Genomic DNA, 19997 nt, shown 5'->3' with positions numbered 1-19997 from the left:
ACCCCCACCTAACTTCTTTGCTTTCGCTGAATTTTGAGGTGGGGGTCTTACTGCCCATTAAAGCGGGATAAACGCGTTCTACCGTCATTTTCATCTGTAACGTATTCCACGTAAAACCCTAAATCATGTGCATTTTCATACATCAATTCAATCGCTTTTTGTTCTTTTGCATAAATTTGTATGTACTGAGCATCCACCACTAATACGGCTACCTCACACTTACTTTCTTTAAACTCTTCATATGTTTCAATATCTATTGCTTCTTCTCCTTTTGAATATGCCTTCAAATCTGCAAAAATAAGATAATATACGTTGTCTTTAAATAACCTGTTCAAATCCGATCCTTCCATTACACTTGGTTCTTCTGGAAATAACGCTTCATCCAATCCACCACGTGCTACCAAGTATGACTCCTCACTCCCCACCCACCAATCAAATGAAGAAATATGAATTGGCTTTAATACTTTCCAAAGTAAATTATTATATTCATTTGGAATTTCTACAAAGATTCCTCTTTTCATATGTTTACTCCTAACATATTTGTTTTCATTTTTGTTTCATACATTATATACGAAATTCAGCTACTATATATAACTTGTATTTCCTCACAAAAACCGCTCCACTACTAGTGAAACGGTGTTCTTCTACTTATATTTAAGTATTTCATTCAATACTCACTTCGACTTCACAAAATAATATAAAAACCATACCGCATGATTTTGTTCATCTGCAGCTATTCGGCGCAATAAATCTTTCATATATGCATCTGATGTTTCATCTGAGATTTCCAAATAAAAATCTACGGTCTTCTGCTCATCTTGTATAGCGAACTCTAATCCTTGTAAGTACGTATTCGGGCAGTCTTCCGTAATCTGTGGTTTCGGCTGTCTGCCAGTCAAGTTCGTATACATTTGTACAAATTGATGAAAATGTCTTATTTCATCATTACGGATTTCAAGAATTTGTTTTTGTTCCATTCCATTTGGAGCCATGGTTGCTAATTTCGCATAGCAGTTTATAGCGCTATACTCCCCGTTTATAGCTTTTTCAATATCATTAATCAACTTATCATTCTGCCTATACCAATCGTAATCATTCAAATTATACATCGTATCCCCTCCACAATTTCGCTTAACATTTTATGCATTTTAAAATAGTCGGAGCATGTGTATATAACAGGACAACTGTAAATTTAAAATAAAGATTGATACAATGGTCTATTTTGCAAAGGAATTGCTTATTCATAAAGTGAAACTATAATCAGTGGGGGTTTTACTGCACGGCAAATAGCGGATAAAATATCACTATTTTTTTGTACACCGTTGCTATAAATCCGCATCACATCAGGTTTCCAACCAAATGCGATGCGAAGCTATTATGAATACAGTGACATAACTAGGAGGTTCCACTATGCCATCTTTATTTAAACCTATGGCGTTCCAGCTGAAAACCGAAAGACTTGAGCTTAGTATGTGGGAGGAATCCGATTCCGTTTGGCTGAGCAAATTAATTGGCGAACGTGGTGTGGACATGCCAACAGTTGACTCCGTTCGTAGCAGCCTTATCGAAATGCGCAAGAAGGCAGACGAAAATGGCATTTCCCTTCTCACTATTCGAAGACGCAACGAAGGTGATTTCATCGGATACTGCGGCTTAATTATTGGGCGTTCCACACTTGAAGAACCTGAAATTGCATACGAGTTGTTCCGCAGTGCTCACGGTAAAGGTTACGCGACTGAGGCAGCATCCGTTGTGCTAGACGCTGCGATTGCTACTGGGCGCCACAAAATTTGGTCAACTGTAGGCGCTTGGAATGTTGCTTCCCTCCGCGTGCTAGAAAAGATAGGTTTTAAGCGGCATCACAGTACGTGGGACGACGAGCGCGGTGAGATTATTTGGAACGTACGCGACCTTTAGAAATCTCGATACTATAGAAAAGACGAAAGGTCATTCACTTAAGCAAAAATCCATATAAATTTCATCACAAAAGCCGTTTCACTACTAGTGAAACGGCTTTTATTTTTAAGCATGTAATTCTGTTTTATGTCCCTTTACTGTACTGCGTTTCAATGCCGTTGCTAGTATAATAACCATACTTACTATCCCAATCCAAACGAGCACAGTAACAGGTGTAGTCCAGCTTAACCCTTTTCCGAAGAAGAAGATTTCTCTAAGACCTTCGATCATAAATCGCATTGGTAACCATGAATAAACCCAATTTTGATAAAATGGTGACAACATTTCAGGTGCTAACGATAATAACGGTGCCCCGAAGAACAGTAAGAGAGCGAATAAACCGATCCCATTTAGTCCAACTAATGAAAGCACTGCAGAAATCATTAAGAAGAAACTAAAGGATGTAATAGATAAAAACAGTGCCGTATCTGTGAAGTTCGAAATGTTTAGTCCTACCATTCCGTCCGCAATCCATGTTAGTCCAAATCCGATTACAAGTGCCGCAATAGCCCCTGTTACGATTTGTTTTACTTTTAATATAAAGTTTTCTTTTCGTGAGCCGACTGGCATTTTACGAATTGCAATAAAGATGATTGCTGCGCTCGCTAAACTTGCAATCCATAGCGGTTGGAATAATGAAATTGGCGAGTTACCATTCGCACTATTTTTTCCGACCTCATTTACATTTGTCACTTTCTTCGTAATAGGTGTTACCAAATTTGAAACTTGGTCTGCTGTTAAAGTAGCTCCTTTCGCTTTCAATCCATCTAATAGTTGTGTACGAACCGTATTGTTCATATTATCAACGATCGCCTGTAACATTTGCCCTGCCATAGTGGATGCTGCTGTATTCATCCCTTGATTGATGAATATTTCTACCTCTGGCGAAGATGGCTGTGGTGTTCGTAATGATGCTTGTTTTGCGCTAAATTCTTTCGGGATGACTAATGCCGCATAATACTCTTGATTGTTTAACCCCTTTTGAACGGCTTCTTTATTTTTCACTTCTACCCACTTCACTGCGGGTTCTTCCTCTGATTTCGCTGTTTTTTCCATATTATCAACGATTGTTTGCCCCATATTCATTTTCGCTTGATTCGGAATTTCTACTCCTTGATCTTCATTTACAATTGCGATTGGCAAGTTTTTCGGCTGAGGTTGAACTGTCGGAAATAATGTTAATGAAAAAATAAAAACAATAAGTAGTGCAATAACTGGTGATAAAAATAACAGTTTGTTTTTCACCATTCTCTTTTCTCCTCCTTTAATTTCAGTTACAATAAGCGGACAACGTGTTGTTTATTTATATTTTGAATTATATGTTTGAGTTAAGCCTTATTCAATAATCAAAAATCGTGAATGTGTCGGTTATAAGACACAATTTATAAATGTGTTGAACAAAATAAAGGAGGGACACGCCTTGCGTGATAGTAATTTAGATTTACGCGTCATTCGTACGAAAACTGCCATACGAAATGCATTGGTGGAATTAATTGAGGAAAAAGGTTTTGACGCTATTACAGTAAAAGATATTACAACGAAAGCAAACATAAATCGTGGTACGTTTTATACGCATTATCAAGATAAATTTGATTTAATGACAAAATGCCAAGAAGAAATTATGCATGAGATGTCTAGCATTGCAAAAAAGAAATTTCCAGAAGTGATTGCAGATCTTGGATCAAACCCTTCCCCAACAATGCCGTTTCTACTTATCACTTCTATTCTTGAATTCCTAAACGAAAATAGTGGTTTTATAAAAGCTGTACTTAGCCCAAAAGGAGATTTATCATTCCAAACAAAACTGAAAGAGTTTATGTGGAAAACACTATTTGAAGATACGAACGGTGCTCTCATTAATAAAGAAAATTTACTTGTTCCAAGTCAATACTTAGCTTCTTATATGGCATCCGCTCATATAGGTGTCATCCAGCAATGGTTAAATAGTGGTCAAAAAGAAACACCTGAGGAAATTGCTCGTATTTTATCAACAATCGCAGTTCATGGACCTTTTTATGCGGCTGGTTTAAAGAAATAAGTCAGCTATGTAATTTTTATGGATATGAAAAAAGCTGTTGAGAGGAATCCTCTTCAACAGCTTTTCCATTATTAACGATATAAACGAACTGCACCTGCAGAATTATCATCTGCTTGTCCAACTACTTCAAATTTCAATCCAAGCTTCGGTACTTTACGCCCTGCATCTGGGATTAAGTCGTTCATATACGCTTTAGAATCATCAAACTTCGTTACACCTGGTAATCCTTTGTAATCATATGTTCCGCGTGTTGGAGATACAACTTTCCATGCTGGCGCTTGGTTAAAGGAGAACGCAGCATCTGCGATTTGGTATCGCGTACTATTTTTTACAGTTGGTTTGCCGTTTAGCGTTCCAACAATTGCCTCTGGGTGAGAGTCAACAACTCCTAAGAAACCTTCACCTGGATGTAAACCAACCCAATTATCTGTAAAGCTAGAGTCTGCATACCATACTAGAAGACCTGTATTATACGGTACACCACTGCTATATTTTAACGCTTGATCAGCACCAGCATAGTTTCTCCACTCTAAATAGTAGTTATGCTTCTTCTTATCAAAACCGTCTGCTACAACGAAACCATTTAATTTAAATTTCGTTTCGCCTTCTGCATCATCAGAGAATACAACATTTCCATCTACAGTTAATGTAGCATTATCAAAAGTAAAACCGGTCGGCGCTAAACCACCATCTGTAATGTATTCGAATACTAATTTTACTTTTTGACCTTTGAATTTGCTTAAATCATAAGACTTATCTACCCATTTACCATCTGTTGTGTCTAGACCATTTTTTACACTCTTTTCACCAATTCGATCCACTAACGTTTTCGTACCATCTTCTGTTACTGCATGTACTTCAAGGAAGTCATAATCCGTTTCAATTTCATACAATGATTTGTAATCAAACTTCACATTTGTTGCATTTGTTAAATCAAACACTGGCGTTTCTAATGTTGTATGAAGATTATCACCTTTTGTACTATAGTAGTACTTCTTACCGAACGCAGGCTGAATACCTTTTACCTCTTTATCTGGTAAGTTAACGCGAATTAGCCCAGGACGATTTGATTTCGTTACACTTTGATCTAAGTACGTCGCAAAGCCGATACCGCGGTTTAATTTATCATAGTCAACCTCTACAATATTGGCCCAATTTCCACCCATGTTCTTTTGAAAGAACTCTTTATTTTGCGGAGAGAAACTCGGTGGCGTTGTTCCTGCAATTTTACCAGCCCAGCTGCCGCCGCTCATAACAGACCAAGAGTTAATTGGCTCACCTGCTCCAGAGTACTTCGTATCATACTCATCTGGAAGACCTAAATCATGACCAAATTCATGTGCGAATACACCAACTGCTCCGTCTTCTGGCTCAATTGTGTAGTCGTATGCTGCCATTTTACCGCCCCAGTTATTAACTTTTGCTTTTGTTCCTTCAATTGGATATGGTGCTCCAAGATTCCAACGATGTGACCAAATTGCATCATCACCTAGTCTACCACCGCCTCCATCTTGCCCAACTCCAGCGTGAATGACCATTAAGTGATCAATCAGACCATCTGGTTCATTTTTATTGCCATCACCATTATTGTCATATTGATCGTATTCGTCAAATTCAGATAAATCAATACCACTTTCTACAGCCGCATTTAATGCCTCTTTTACAAAATCACGCGGTCCTTTTGGTCCCATATTATCATGACCGCCATCTCCTGCATCTGCGCCATAATCTGCCGCGTTACCAGGAACTGTCAACCACTTTGTTACTGTGCCATCTACTGTATAACTACCACCAGATTGCTCTTCATAATATTGTTTAAATGTTGGTACTTTTGAACCATCAAAGAGTGTAAATGGCTCATTACCAAATAACATTTTTTGATAATGTTCTGGATTAAAATCATTTGAATACATATAACCTGGTACTTGATCAATATTGTTATGCTTAAAGTCAGCAAACTCTACTAGCAATACAAGAACTTTATCTTTACGAACATCACCGTTATATTGTTTTTGCTTCGCTGAAGTAGTTGGTACTTTGCCGTTTAATCCCCCTTTAATCGGCTCTTGTCCCGCTACTGGGCCACTAGCAGGTTGATCTGCTTTTTCTTTCTCATCTGCTTTTGCATCTTTAACTTTTTTCAAAAAGTCAGCAGCTTCTCTCGTAACACTATCCCCTGCTGCTGGTTCTTTTCCCGCATTTTCTCCTTTTTTCTTCTCTACGTATTTTTCAACAGCTTTTAATGTGTCTTCTTTCGACGTAGATTCACTAATTACACCGCGTTTCTTGAGCGCATCTGCTAAACGCTCCTCTTGAATTAAATTTTCATCAATTGGACTTAAAGTTCCTGCATTAGACGGCGTTGCCGCATAAGCAGATTGACCCCCATACCCAAATGTGCAACTAAGCACTGCTGCCGCCGCAAACGTAGACAGCACTTTAAAAGGCTTTTTCTTCATCCCTATTCCTCCCCAATATTAAATACGATACAACGTTTATATATTATAGAAAATTCAGATAATTAACAATATATTGTCTGAATTTGTAATATTTTTGAAAAAATCCTTTATTTTAGATGAACATACATTCTGATTCATCAATGTTTCAGGAAATATTGATGAAATTTGATAAAACTATTAAAATCTCTATATGTCATATGCTCCTTTTTATTTCGGTTTTCCGTTTCAATTAAAATCATAAAGAAATCGTCCACTATATTTAGTGGACGATTTCTTTATTTATCTAAAATACTACTTCAGCACTTCAATATACCCTTCTGTTCCATGTACTCGAATTCGTTGCCCATCTTTTATTAATTTCGTAGCGTTCTCTACTCCAACGACTGCTGGTAATCCGTACTCACGTGCAATCACTGCCCCGTGCGTCATAAGCCCACCAACTTCTGTTACTAACCCTTTTATTGATACAAACAATGGTGTCCAGCCAGGGTCAGTAAAAGCAGTAACTAATATATCTCCCTCTTCTAAATTCGCATCTTCCATGTTTAAAATAACGCGAGCTCTTCCCTCTATAACCCCTGAAGAAACAGGGAGACCTACAATCGCGTCAGCTGGAAGATTTTCTCGTTTATACTTACCTGTAATAATTTCTCCATCAGACGTCATTACACGCGGTGGCGTTAGTTTTTCATATAATTTGTAATCATTTTTTTGCTTATGAATAAGCTCATAATCTAGTTTATTCGTGCGAACAACTTCGTGAAGTTCTTCAAAAGTTAGATAGTATATCTCTTCTATTTCATTAATAATGTTATTTTGTACAAGCTTCTCAGCTTCTTTCAGTAACGCTTGCTTATATACAAAATAACGATTAATCATGCCGTATTTCGGGTATTCACGGTAACCGATGAAATTCCGGATGTTACGAATCATACGCTTCGTCTCTTCTACCTTTTGTTTTCCATCCGGTAAATGCTGCAATCGCTCTACTAACTCTTCTTCTTTTTTCAAAGCTTCCTGCAGTCCTACTTCAAACTTCCGCTTACTAGCACCGGCTTCGAAATCTCTTATATGATTTAAAATCATCGGGATAATTGTAGTTGGTTGTTCACTCCAGCGCGTTTTCGTAATGTCAATTTCTCCGCTGCATCTCATTCCGTATTTATTTAGAAAAGCATCGATTGCATCCCGTGCTTTTTCCCCGCCTTCAAACTGAACGAGTTCATCTAAAAAGCTACTATCTTTTACGTGCTGTAAATATGCAATGACTTTTGGATAAGGGCGAATCACATCTGCAACGTCCATTAATGCTAAACCCATTTCTGACGTAATATTATTTTGTACAGATTGAGAAAGCGTGTCTGCTGCATTCTTTTCACCTAGCCATTGCTCCATTTTTTCATTGATCCATGTTGAAGCATTCATACCTGCCATAATGACAGCCATACTTTGCGGATGAAATAGTATTTTCTTTAATTGCTGAATATCTTCCAAAATAAAATCAAGTACATCCACCCCTGATTTCGTTTGCATGTTTCGTTTTAACTCTTCGATTGATGCTTGACTCTTCTTTATTAAATCCGTAACGATTGCCGGATTGTTTTCGATTTCTGGTTGTGAGCTTACAGGTGCCCCACTTTTACCAACACTCTTTCCTGTTTCATCATCCGGTAACAATTTAATAAAATCATCTCGCTCGACTACAGTCGTTAATGCATCTTTAATAAGCGGTTCCGAATTCCCTATCGTATTTAATAAAAGTCCTCTACTTGTTGGCGAAGCCAATCTTTGTGCAACATCAACAAACAACCTTCCCCCTGCATGAAACCTCTGTCCAAAAGATGTTAACTGGAATAAAGACATTCCTAATGGCTTCAAAGGATCTGTCATCATTTGCTGATGACCAACCGATACATACACATGATTTTCCCCATCATTTGCTTCTGGAATTGGATATAAAGTCGTGATTGGGCGACTTTGGACAATATAAAATGTATCCCCAGCTAAACACCATTCGATATCTTGCGGACAACCAAAATAAGCTTCGATCTGTCTTCCGATACGTGCTAGTTGTAATATTTGTTGTTCAGACAATGTTTGAAGCTTTTGCTGAGCAGGATCAATCTGTTTCGTCTCTGTTCCGGCCTCTTTTAAGGCATAAATAGCTACTTTTTTAGTTGCAATCATTTTATCGACAATTTCGCCTTCTTTTACTTTATAATTATCGGCAGAGACGAGTCCTGATACTAGCGCCTCACCAAGTCCAAAACTGGCATCAATTGATAACACCTTTCGGTTAGAAGTAATCGGATCAGCAGTAAACAAAATGCCCGATGCCTCCGGGAATATCATCCTTTGAACGACAACACTTATAGAAACTTGATTATGATCAAAGCCGTTTTGCATGCGGTATATAACCGCTCGATCTGTAAATAAAGAAGCCCAACATTTTTTAATATGCTGCAAAATAGCTTCTTTTCCAATCACATTTAAATACGTATCTTGTTGACCTGCAAACGAGGCATGTGGTAAATCTTCAGCAGTCGCACTCGAACGTACTGCATAAGCATGCTCATCGCCAAAACGTGAGAGATAATGAGTAACTGCTTTCTCAACATCAAAAGGAATGGTTACTGCCATAATGACTTCTCTAATCTTCCTGCTAATTTCACCAACTTGAGCTCGGTCTTCACTTTTCAACTTTGTTAGCTGCTGCAACAAAGTTTGGAATGTTTCATTTTGTTCGATGACCTTTTCATACCCTACCGTTGTAACACAAAAACCTTCTGGCACTTGTATCCCTTGCATGTTTGATAACGCCCTTAAATTCAATCCTTTTCCACCAACGAGCGAAAGCTGCATCTTTTCTATTTCCTGAAAATTGAGAACGAAAGAACTCATGTAACATCTCTCCTTATTTTGCATGTGTTCTTGATTGTAGCAGTAGTAAATGAGAAGAAACAGTCTATTTCGAACTTTATTTACGTGGTATAATTAAGTTAGGAAGAGATCATCACTTTTATTTCCCCCTCTAATTCACTTCAATTACATCACCAAACTTAAACATTCTTTGATTATGAAAAGCATCAGTACAAATAATCGTCTCATTTATTGGGTTCATACTAACTACTGTTATGTAATTTTTATATAGATAGCCATTTTTATAATATGTAAGTAAAACCTCTTCCTCACCTAAATATGAAATTAACAGCTTATTTTCAATCCTTTCTTTTGCATCTTGCGTTAAGATTGGACGCGGGATTTTTGTTTGTTCCTGTATCATTTCTTTAATAACTGCAAATTGCTCTGGCATACTAGCAAACGGTTGCCACTTCACCATTCCTCTTCCTTTTGGCATGTTAGCATTCATCACGATTTGTGCCCTCCTAATAATGTGTTTCTATATCTTGCTGTTGCGACGCTTGTGTAGGAAATCCCTCGTAAAATACTGTTCTTACCAAACCGTGTTCGAATTTCGTCCATAACTTTCGTTAATCGCATTTCTTTTTCTCTTTGTACAATATTATCGAAAAGCGAAATTTGCTCTTCCCCTTCATGTATTAAATTAGTTAGCGAAATACTTATTGATCGAATCGGTTCTCCTGTATGTCTCTCGTATAAAAAATATGTACAAACATTATATATATCCATTGTTAAATTTGTTGCTCTATTTAACGTATGTGCCTTTTTTATTCCCCCGCCGTATTCCTTGCTATATCCAACCGAAAAATGAATTGTTTGCGCGCATTTCTTTTCTCGTCTCAACCTGTAACAAATTTCTTCTATGTGCTCTAGTAAAATAACGATGAATTCTTCTATCGAATAATCACGCAATAATATTTGGCTTTTCGCTATAGATGTTGTTGCAGGAACGTATTTTTCTGCTATTCTACTAAAATCAATCCCGTTACTGTGTAAATGTAATTCTTCTCCTATTACACCGAACGACTGCTTTAAATATTTCAAAGGGTACTGCGCTAACTCCCCTATTGTATGTATACCTTTTCGGTTCAATTTCATTTCCGTTTTATACGATATACCCCAAAATTTACTGAGCGGTCTAATGCCCCATAACTTCTCGGGTATATCGTCATACGTCCACTGCGCTATTCCATCTTTATTCTTTTTTGCATCCACATCCATCGCTACTTTACTTAATAATAAATTCGGACCAATACCAATCGTACTTTCAATCCGTGTACGTTCATATATTTCTCGTTTGAACTTTAATGCGAACTCGTGCGGATTACTCGCAAACAAATGAATACTTGCGGTCATATCCATGAAAAATTCATCAATACTATATTGATGAAAATCTTCCGGCGCGACATATTGTAAAGCTAAACCTGTTATGAAAGTTGAACACTTCATATACGTATGCATAATTGGATTCACAATAATAATATCTGGTCGCTTCGGTATTTCGTATAATCTGGCCATCTTCTTTATTCCTAGCGCTTTTAATGGCGGTGTTGCTGCTAATACAATTGATCCGCTCTGATTCACATCCCCTACGACAGCCAATTTTGTATAACGTGGATCCAGTCCTTTTTTAATACATGATACACTCGCATAAAAGCTACGAAGATCTACGCAAAGAATAATACGATTAGGTAAAAGAAAATAATCATACAAGGTAATCACTCCTAAAAAGAACGTTTGTTCTCATTATATACGAACTTTTGTTCTTTTAAAAGGTATTTTCATGAAAATTTTGGTTAAAATAACCGTCATATCTATGCGCTATCAATTAAGGCAGGAAAAACTATGTATACAAAACCGCTAGAATTTCAAATAACTCATAAGTATACAACTACTAAAACAAACCAATTAGACCCTTATTATCAAAACATAATTTATATAAATTGATCTTTTTAACTTGTCCAAAGATGTAGTTTTAACTGTTTGGATCATCTGATTTTAATGTTCCATAGGGGCCAAATTCACCGTTACTATTAATTGGCCACTGTAAGATTTATTTCAAATCCACAAAAAATAGATTACCTGCACACTAAAAAGTATAGCGCACAGGTAATCTAGTTGTTTTTGAGATTAATAAAAAACTAATTTATTTTTTGAATTCTTCCATCAATAACAGACTGAATTGGTTCTTTTGATTTTTTTATATAATCTACTAATGCTTCAAAATCAGTTGGTCCTGTTTCAGCATCTTTACCGTTTTTAAAGGATACAAATCCATCTCCACCTGAAGCTAGAAATGCGTTAGCAACGACGCTGTAAGTTTTAGAAGGAATAATTTCTTCTCCATTTGTTAAGCGAATACTTGTTACTTTTTCTCCATTAGGCTTGTTCGCATCCCAAGTGTATTGGATCCCCGAAATTTGAAGCATTCTTGTTATATCTTTTTGCCATTGTTGATTTAAAATATCACGAATGTCTTGACCTGTTAAATTTACTTTTATTAATTGATTTCCGAATGGTTGAATACCATATATCTCTCCCCATGTAATATCACCAGCATCTAAGTCATTACGAATACCACCAGGATTCATAAGTGCAATTTGAGATTGCATTGTTGCACGCTGGGCATCAGCAACTAAATTTCCAAGAGTAGATTCACCAGCCGTATTTAGTTTGCGATCTAGTGGAGCAATAGACTTACCTACAACTTCATTAACAAGAGGTGCGATTTTTGCTTGATATTTCTCCATCTTCTTCTTTATTTTTTTATCAGGCTCCATACCTTCATGGTAAGTTGTAACAATTTCTGCTTTTTTCTCAACAATATCTTGTGTTTTACGATCAATCTTTACATCAACATCAGCAAAAGCCATACCATAAGAATTTGCTTGTACGACAAGTTTATTATTAACAGTTCCATTTACATAAGTGTGGCTATGCCCACCAAAAATAACATCGACTTCTGGATCAGTCTCATTTGCTAATCGGACGATATCACCATTTGTTACGCCATTTCCATCTGTTGTCCCCCCGTTATGCGCAAGAACAACGATAGATTTAACACCTAGTTTTTTTAATTGCTTTACAGATTTGTTAATAGCTTCAACTTCATCTGTAATTTCTACATTCTTTAGCATAGTAGGCATAACAAGGTTAGGAACATCCGTTGTTACAACTCCAATAAATCCAACAGGAACTCCTTGTACCTTTTTTATAGTGAATGGTGGTAAAAATAAACGCCCGGTGGACTTATTATAGAAATTTGCAGCAACATATGGGAATTTTGCTCCTTTAAAATTTCCTGTTTTCTCATGGTATCCACCATAAATAAGGCGGTTCATTTCTTCAACACCTTCATCAAATTCATGATTTCCTATCGTTCCAACATCGAATTTCAAATCATTTAGAAATTCAATTGTAGGTTCGTCTTGTAATAATGCTGAAACAGGAGTACTTGCTCCAACAACATCGCCGGCATGTACCTTTAATGTATTTGGATTTTGTTTTTCACGATCACGTAAATAAGCCCCTAAGTACTCAATTCCCCCTGCATCTTTATTGTTAATTTTTTTTACAGTATCTAGTTGCCCATGAAAATCGTTAATACCGAGCATTTGTACATCTATGTAGCGGTTTTGTTCTGTACTTGCTTGGATTGAAGGCGCAGCAAATACACTAGTAAAAGTAACTGTACTTAATGCTAAAGCAACTGGAATGATTTTTTTCAACATAAAATTTCTCTCCCCTAATTAAAATCTGACATAATACGATGTTATTTTAATATATTAAGAGAATTATTTCCACAAAAATTCTACCAATTATAAAAATTAATAAGATTTTATTGTTTTCTGACAAGATATTTCTTCCTCAAAAAAATGTATATTTCTTTGTTTTGAGGATTATTCAAAATATTATCTTGATAGTAATATAACAATACTTCTAAGAAATCTAAAAAACTCTAATCAATATATTTTAGCTGTTAAGAAGAGTATTCAATCCAAAATTAATGGAGATTTATCAACCTAACATCTCAATATCACCATTTAAAAAGATGCTCCTGGATTTATCCAAGAGCATCTTTTATAAAGCTTTATTTTTTACTTGTTTATAATTTATCAATTAACAATTATATAGTTGTAATCAGTCATTTAAAAATAATAGGAGTGCTTCATTAAATTCTTTAGCATGCGTTGCATTTAACCCATGTGGACCACCCTTTATTAAGGCTACTTTAGAATTAGGAATTGCTTCATGTGTTAATTTCCCACTATATTCATATGGTACAGTTGCATCAGAATCACCGTGAATAATAAGAGTAGGTATATTAAACTTCTCCAAGTCTTTTCTAAAATCTGTCTTACTAAAGGCGGTAATACATTCAAGTGTTCCTTTAGGTGATGCACTGGCTGCAATATCCCAAGTATATAAACGGAATGGCTCACTAACTAAATCTGTTCGATTACCAGCCGCGAAAAATCCCTTAGTAAATTCATCAAGAAATGCAAGGCGGTCATTTATCACACCACTTTTGAATGCTTCAATTGTTGCATCATCTAATGCCCCTTCAGGATGATCCTCTGATTTGTATAAATATGGAGGTACTGCTCCAGCAAAAACAGCCTTTTCAATACGATTTGTTCCATACGTACTAATATACCGGGCTACTTCGCCTCCACCCATAGAAAAACCAACAAGTGTGACATTTTGAAGCTCTAAATGTTCTAATAGTTGATGTAAATCAGAAGTAAAGGTATCATATTCATACCCTTCCCACGGCTGAGATGATTGTCCAAATCCTCGACGATCATATGTTATAACTCTGTATCCAGCCTCAACAAGAGCGGGAACTTGGTATTCCCAAGATCGACCACTTAACGGCCAACCATGAATTAGTACAACTGGTTTTCCTGTGCCATGATCCTCATAATATATCTCAATTGGTGCTTGATTTTCGGTTCCTACAGTAATTTTAGCCATGCTTCTACCTCCAAAAAATATTCTAATATGTATCCTTTTCTTCAATAATTCGGATGAATCTCATAACCTATTCATGCACGTTTATGTTGTGAACTCTAAGTATGAAACTCTATTGTTCCAATGCATTCATTTTCTCCTTTTGGAACACTCCCCCCTCTAATACCTTTTTCATCATAAAATAATTACTGAACATTACTCCTATTCAATTGTAATAACAAAAATAGGTGACTATCAATATTGTTCTACCTATAGGATGTATAGGTAAAACCAATCTATTTTATAGTGAAAACAACTATAGTTACGACCTATACGAATTATAGATAATTTAGAATTGATTAACGAATCAGTTTTCAAATACTATAAATCTGTATAGCACTTCATGTTCTGTGAATGCTGCTATAACCAATATTATTGGTCAGCTTAGTTATAAACGAAGAAACTTATGATAGTATCCGACTATTTAAACTTTCTTCGATTACTTAATTTTTGGGAGGAATACATAATGACTGATCTCTATTCTCGTATTAACAAAGATGATGCTGTCGTGCTTTTAGTAGATCATCAAACTGGTCTTATGTCCGGACTAGTACGTGACTATGGTGTTGATGAATTCAAGAACAATGTTTTAGCTCTTGCTCATACTGCTAAGTTTTTTGATTTACCAGTTATTTTAACAACAAGTTTTGAAAACGGGCCCAACGGACCTTTAATGCAAGAATTGGTTGATCTCTTTCCTCATGCACCAAAAATAGCTCGACCTGGACAAATTAACGCATGGGATAATGATGATTTTGTAAAAGCAATCGAAGAAACTGGAAAAAAGCAACTTATCATCGCGGGCGTAGTTACGGACGTTTGTGTTGCTTTCCCGGCACTTTCCGCTATAAAAGCTGGATATGAAGTATTTGCTGTTACTGATGCTTCAGGAACTTTCAGTAAACAAGTTGCAGATGCTGCCAATACTCGTATGGCACATAGTGGCGTGCAACTTATGAACTGGTTTAGCGTAGCTTGCGAATTACAACGCGATTGGCGCAACGATGTCGAAGGTTTTGGCAATTTGCTTGCTAGCAATCTTCCAGGCTATCAAAATATAATTGGAAGCTATAGGGGAGCTCAGCGAGATCTTAGTAAACAAAATGCATAAATGTATCTCAAGGAAATAGCTTTAAATCACCTTTTTTAAAGTAGATAGTATAAATTTAGTGCTGATTAAATCAGCACTAAATTTAAATTAAAAAGTATGACAGAGCTTTAATTGACAGAAGATACATTACTTTCAATAAACAATTGAAAAAGGAGCGTTTTATTATGAGTAATTTAGAATTGTTAAATCCGGAGAACAGTGCCTTAATTTTAATTGACTTTCAACCTCAAATGACTTTTGGAGTTGCAAGTATTGATAGACAAACATTGATTAATAACGTTATGCTACTTGCTAAATCAGCAAAAACTTTTAACGTACCTACTATTCTTACTACAGTTGAAACACGCAGCTTTTCTGGTTATTTTTGGCCACAAATTCTTGATATATTCCCAAACCATGAAATTATAGAACGTAGTTCAATGAACTCTTGGGAAGATCCGAAATTTGTTGAGGCAGTTAAAGCAACCGGTAGAAAGAAATTAATATTTGCAGCACTTTGGACTGAAGTTTGCCTTGCATTCCCTGTGCTTGAAGCAATTAAAGCTGGCTATGAGGTGTATGCAGTTGATGATGCTTCAGGTGGTACTAGTTTGACAGCACATAACGCTGCTATGCGTCGTGTAGAACAAGCTGGTGCAATTCCAGTGACAGCAATTCAAGTTTTACTTGAATACCAACGTGACTGGGCACACAAAGACACTTATGATGCTGTAATGGAGATTGTAAAGGAACACACTGGTGCTTATGGTCAAGGTGTAGAATACGCATATACTATGGTGCATGGCGCGCTTCCAAGCAGGAAAATATGAAACAAGAAGGAGTAGCTATCGAAGAGACTTATACAGGGAACACGATGGATGCTGGCAATCCAGTAACAACGATTGTTACATGGGAAATTCAAGAAGGTAGAGAAAAACAGTTTGAAACATGGAGACATGAAATTGAGGCTGCAGCTACTAAATTCCCAGGACATTTAGGTGTAAATCTAATAGTCCCAAGTAACGAATCCAGAGAGTATACTGTTATTTTTCGCTTTGATACGTATGAGCATCTACGTGCTTGGCAAGAATCAGATGTTCGCCGGGATTTGTTAAAAACAGCAGAACAATTTCAAGCCACTAATCCAACTTATAAAACTGAAAGCAGTTTGGCTTATTGGTTTGTTACTCCGAAAACGCCAGTTCCACCGCCAAAATGGAAAATGTCTATCGTTACCCTTCTGGGTGTATGGCCTCTTAGCATGTTAGTTCCTAAAGTGATAGGACCTATTATAAAACATATGAATCCTATTATGTCAGCTTTTTTTGTTTCTGTATGTATAGTGTCCTTGCTATCATGGGTAGTCATGCCGATTTTCGGTAAATTATTTCATCCATGGTTACAAAATAATAGAAAGTAGACGAGGTGTGAACATGAATTTACCGGATATGATCTTATATAACGGAAAAATTACTACCCTTGATCCATCTCAGCCTGAGGTATCTGCTATCGCCATAACTGATGGTTTAGTCACTGCAGTAGGTGGAGATGAGCTTCTTAATAGTGCCACGGAAAAAACAAAAAAAATAGACCTTAAAAGAAAGAGAGCTATTCCAGGCCTGAATGACTCCCATATACACGTTATTCGTGGTGGTCTGCATTATAATATGGAATTACGTTGGGAAGGCGTGCCATCACTTTTTATTGCTCTAGAAATGCTCAAAGAACAGGCAAGGCGTACACCTGCTCCTCAGTGGGTAAGAGTAGTTGGAGGTTGGTCTGAATTTCAATTTAAAGAGAGACGGATGCCAACATTAGAAGAGATTAATGCTGTTTCTGAAGACACACCTGTCTTTGTGCTACATCTTTACGATAGAGCACTTGTAAATCGTGCAGGGCTACGTGCACTGGGATACACGAAAGATACCCCAGACCCTCCAGGCTGTTTAATTCAGCGGGATAAAAGAGGTAATCCAACAGGCCTTTTAATTGCTAACCCTAACGCTTCTATTCTTTATTCAAGTTTGGGTAAAGCTCCAGTACTTAATCTTGACGACCAGATTAACTCAACTCGCCATTTTATGCGTGAATTAAATAGATTAGGTATTACAAGTGCCATCGACGCTGGTGGTGGTTTCCAAAATTACCCTGATGACTATAAAGTTGTTGAACATTTAGCCGAGAAGGAACAATTAACTTTGCGTATTGCTTATAATCTATTTACGCAAAATCCTAATCATGAATATGAAGACTTTGCTTCATGGGCAAAAATTGTTTCTCCCGGTCAAGGAAATGATAAGTATAAAATGAATGGTGCCGGAGAAATGTTAGTATTCTCGGCAGCCGATTTTGAAAAATTTCAAATGCCACGGCCCGAACTAGCTACAGTAATGGAAGCCGACTTAAAGAAAGTAATTTCTCTATTGGTGGAAAACCGTTGGCCATTCCGTTTACATGCAACTTATGACGAATCAATCACACGTTTCTTAAATGTATTTGAGGAAGTTAACAGAGAAATTCCTTTTAATGGGCTACGCTGGTGGTTTGATCATGCAGAAACAATCTCAGATCGTAGTATGGAACGTGTTAAGGCTTTAAATGGCGGTATTGCCATCCAAGACCGCATGGCTTTTCAAGGTGAATACTTTGTTGACTTATACGGAAAGGAAGCTGCAAAGCATACTCCTCCGATTTATCGTATGTTAGACCTTGGTATACCTGTTGGCGCCGGTAGTGATGCAACCAGGGTTTCCAGCTATAACCCTTGGGTTGCTCTTTACTGGATGGTTGCTGGAAAAACCATTGGTGGGCTTTCCATATACGATGAAAAAAATAAACTTGATAGAAAAGTAGCCCTGGAATTATATTCAAAAGGAAGTGCGTGGTTCTCTGGTGATGAAGGTAAAAAAGGAACCCTGGCAGTAGGTCAGTTTGCTGATATTGCTGTATTGTCTGCTGACTACTTTACTGTGCCGGAAGAAGAAATCAAAGACCTTGAATCATTACTCACCATTATGGGTGGGCAGGTTGTTTATGGAAATAATGAATTTAAAAACTTATCACCTGAATTGCCGCCAGCATCACCTGATTGGTCACCGACGGGCGTTTATGGTTATGGTGGTGCTAACCTAGCCAACACTATACTTTCTCACGATTCCCATGATAACAAGTTACATAGTTGTAGTAACCCTCTCCATCAACACACTCATACCGTAATAGGAAAAGATGGAACTAAATGGGGTATTGGTTGTACTTGCTTTGCTTTCTAAATCAAAACCACCGGTATAATGCCGGTGGCTTTCTTTCTACAATAAGGATATGTAGATTCAAAATAGCAGTGTATATCCCTACATGGAATCTGTTACTATGCGATAAGACCGAAGAATTGATTGATTAACTTAACTTGTTTTTGATAGCCTTCTCTCCTTGCAAAGTCTGTCCTTTTTTCCTTAATTAAAAGTCAATGGTATCCCCCTTTTTGATCGACTACACCACACATATAAATCCACTGTCCTTCGACTTTAATATAGATTTTAATTTTTTCAATTGTTACACTAGGATCATTATTATTTCTATTACACTGATACTTTTTGAGAATCATTTAACTTCTGCATAAAGATGCGTGCTGCAAAACTTAAAAATTTATCATCAAAGTGTATAAGATTAATATCTTGACTTGGTGTTGGATCAGTAATACGAACTATGCTCAAAGTATCATTATTAACAAAGTTAACCAGTGAAAGAGGTATTATGGCAACCCCATGTCCATTGTATACAAGGCTCAATAGAGAAATAGAAGATTTTGTTTCTATATTTGCTTCAGATAAAGATAGCCCTAAACTCTCACAATATATCTTAATAGATTCACGACAACTACATGAAACCATTACTCTACTGAGCCCTACTAATTCTCGAAAAGAAACAAATGATTTTTCATTCAAAGGATGTTTTTTTGGAATTACAAGGACGAGCTCTTCACTATACAAAAGGGTGTTTGTTAATATGTCTGGAATTTGAGCACTACGTGTAATCCCGAAATCAATATTTTTGTCAACGATTTGATTTACAGCAACTTCGGATTCTATAATCTTTACTACAATGTTGGGATAATGTTGTTGAAACTTCATAATATAAGGTGTTAAATAAGTGAGATCCTCTAATAAACCTCCTATAGTAATCACACCTCTTTTTACACCCTTTAATTCAAAAATTTCATTATAAACGTCATCAAATTGTTGCATGATAAATTTTCCTTTATCAAATAGCAGCTTACCCGCTTCTGTCATTTTGATACCTCTTCCAACTCGATGAAACAAAGGTGTATCAAGTTCACCTTCTAACACACGGATTTGTTGACTTAAAGTCGGCTGTGAAATACCTAGAACTTCCGCAGCTTTAGTAAAACTATTATTATTACAAACTTGAATAAAATACTCTAAATGACGTAATTCCATTCTTGATACCCACTCTCCGCTTTATGAAAGATTTATAATGAAAAGGACAATATGTATACGTTAAC

16 protein-coding genes are annotated in these 19997 nt (G+C 36.6%); 6 read left to right on the top strand and 10 right to left on the bottom strand.

Going from position 1 to position 19997, the window contains the following annotated elements:
* Nucleotides 1–47: 47 nt before the first annotated feature.
* The gene (locus BAQ48_RS15325) at nt 48–521 is read right to left on the bottom strand and encodes a DUF2691 family protein (protein ID WP_071711729.1); all 474 of its coding nucleotides are present in this window, start codon (nt 519–521) and stop codon (nt 48–50) included.
* A gap of 153 nt (nt 522–674) precedes the next feature.
* Nucleotides 675–1109, bottom strand: coding sequence for a ferritin-like domain-containing protein (locus BAQ48_RS15320; RefSeq protein WP_071711728.1), 435 nt, complete (start codon nt 1107–1109; stop codon nt 675–677).
* Between the two features lie 301 nt (nt 1110–1410).
* On the opposite strand from BAQ48_RS15320, the gene BAQ48_RS15315 reads away from it, so the two are divergent.
* Nucleotides 1411–1917: a GNAT family N-acetyltransferase gene (locus BAQ48_RS15315; protein WP_071711727.1), complete on the top strand. Its 507-nt coding sequence runs from the start codon at nt 1411–1413 to the stop codon at nt 1915–1917.
* 105 nt (nt 1918–2022) lie between these two features.
* Here the strand turns inward: BAQ48_RS15315 and BAQ48_RS15310 are convergent, their stop codons facing one another.
* Entirely contained in the window at nt 2023–3204 is a 1182-nt protein-coding gene (locus tag BAQ48_RS15310; protein ID WP_071711726.1) for a YhgE/Pip domain-containing protein, read from the bottom strand.
* Between the two features lie 172 nt (nt 3205–3376).
* On the opposite strand from BAQ48_RS15310, the gene BAQ48_RS15305 reads away from it, so the two are divergent.
* Nucleotides 3377–3994 (top strand): TetR/AcrR family transcriptional regulator, encoded by a 618-nt coding sequence (locus tag BAQ48_RS15305; protein ID WP_071711725.1) that lies wholly within the window; start codon nt 3377–3379, stop codon nt 3992–3994.
* 71 nt (nt 3995–4065) lie between these two features.
* Here BAQ48_RS15305 and BAQ48_RS15300 read toward each other — a convergent pair whose 3' ends face one another.
* The 6 genes from BAQ48_RS15300 to BAQ48_RS15275 form a co-directional block, all read right to left on the bottom strand.
* Nucleotides 4066–6453, bottom strand: coding sequence for an immune inhibitor A domain-containing protein (locus BAQ48_RS15300; protein ID WP_071711724.1), 2388 nt, complete (start codon nt 6451–6453; stop codon nt 4066–4068).
* A 291-nt stretch (nt 6454–6744) separates the two neighbouring features.
* Nucleotides 6745–9354, bottom strand: coding sequence for a phosphoenolpyruvate synthase (gene ppsA / locus BAQ48_RS15295; protein WP_071711723.1), 2610 nt, complete (start codon nt 9352–9354; stop codon nt 6745–6747).
* 130 nt (nt 9355–9484) lie between these two features.
* Nucleotides 9485–9826: a YolD-like family protein gene (locus BAQ48_RS15290; protein ID WP_071711722.1), complete on the bottom strand. Its 342-nt coding sequence runs from the start codon at nt 9824–9826 to the stop codon at nt 9485–9487.
* Nucleotides 9823–11088, bottom strand: coding sequence for a Y-family DNA polymerase (locus tag BAQ48_RS15285; RefSeq protein ID WP_071711721.1), 1266 nt, complete (start codon nt 11086–11088; stop codon nt 9823–9825). Before BAQ48_RS15285 ends, BAQ48_RS15290 begins: the two co-directional genes overlap by 4 nt.
* Before the next feature lie 428 nt (nt 11089–11516).
* Nucleotides 11517–13106, bottom strand: coding sequence for a bifunctional metallophosphatase/5'-nucleotidase (locus BAQ48_RS15280; protein ID WP_071711720.1), 1590 nt, complete (start codon nt 13104–13106; stop codon nt 11517–11519).
* A gap of 409 nt (nt 13107–13515) precedes the next feature.
* Entirely contained in the window at nt 13516–14352 is an 837-nt protein-coding gene (locus tag BAQ48_RS15275) for a bromoperoxidase (protein WP_071711719.1), read from the bottom strand.
* 502 nt (nt 14353–14854) lie between these two features.
* Between BAQ48_RS15275 and ycaC the strand changes: the two genes are divergently transcribed.
* The 4 genes from ycaC (at nt 14855) to BAQ48_RS15255 (ending at nt 18747) form a co-directional block, all read left to right on the top strand.
* Nucleotides 14855–15499, top strand: coding sequence for an isochorismate family cysteine hydrolase YcaC (gene ycaC / locus BAQ48_RS15270; protein ID WP_000131214.1), 645 nt, complete (start codon nt 14855–14857; stop codon nt 15497–15499).
* A gap of 164 nt (nt 15500–15663) precedes the next feature.
* Nucleotides 15664–16308 carry a hydrolase gene (locus tag BAQ48_RS15265; RefSeq protein ID WP_000067162.1) on the top strand — a complete coding sequence of 215 codons (645 nt, stop codon included), beginning with the start codon at nt 15664–15666 and terminating at the stop codon, nt 16306–16308.
* On the top strand, nt 16305–16898 hold the full coding sequence (locus tag BAQ48_RS15260) for an antibiotic biosynthesis monooxygenase (protein WP_071711718.1): 594 nt from the start codon (nt 16305–16307) through the stop codon (nt 16896–16898). The genes BAQ48_RS15265 and BAQ48_RS15260 overlap by 4 nt, the downstream gene beginning before the upstream one ends.
* A gap of 13 nt (nt 16899–16911) precedes the next feature.
* Nucleotides 16912–18747, top strand: a complete 1836-nt coding sequence (locus BAQ48_RS15255) for an amidohydrolase (protein WP_001052854.1) — start codon at nt 16912–16914, stop codon at nt 18745–18747.
* 306 nt (nt 18748–19053) lie between these two features.
* On the opposite strand, the gene BAQ48_RS15250 is transcribed toward BAQ48_RS15255, so the two are convergent.
* A complete protein-coding gene (locus BAQ48_RS15250) occupies nt 19054–19932 on the bottom strand; it encodes a LysR family transcriptional regulator (RefSeq protein ID WP_071711717.1) in 879 nt (292 codons plus the stop codon).
* Nucleotides 19933–19997: the final 65 nt, after the last annotated feature.

This window comes from Bacillus luti, assembly GCF_001884105.1.
GTDB classification, from domain to species: Bacteria; Bacillota; Bacilli; order Bacillales; family Bacillaceae_G; genus Bacillus_A; species Bacillus_A luti.
This window is presented reverse-complemented; position numbering and strand designations above follow the sequence as displayed.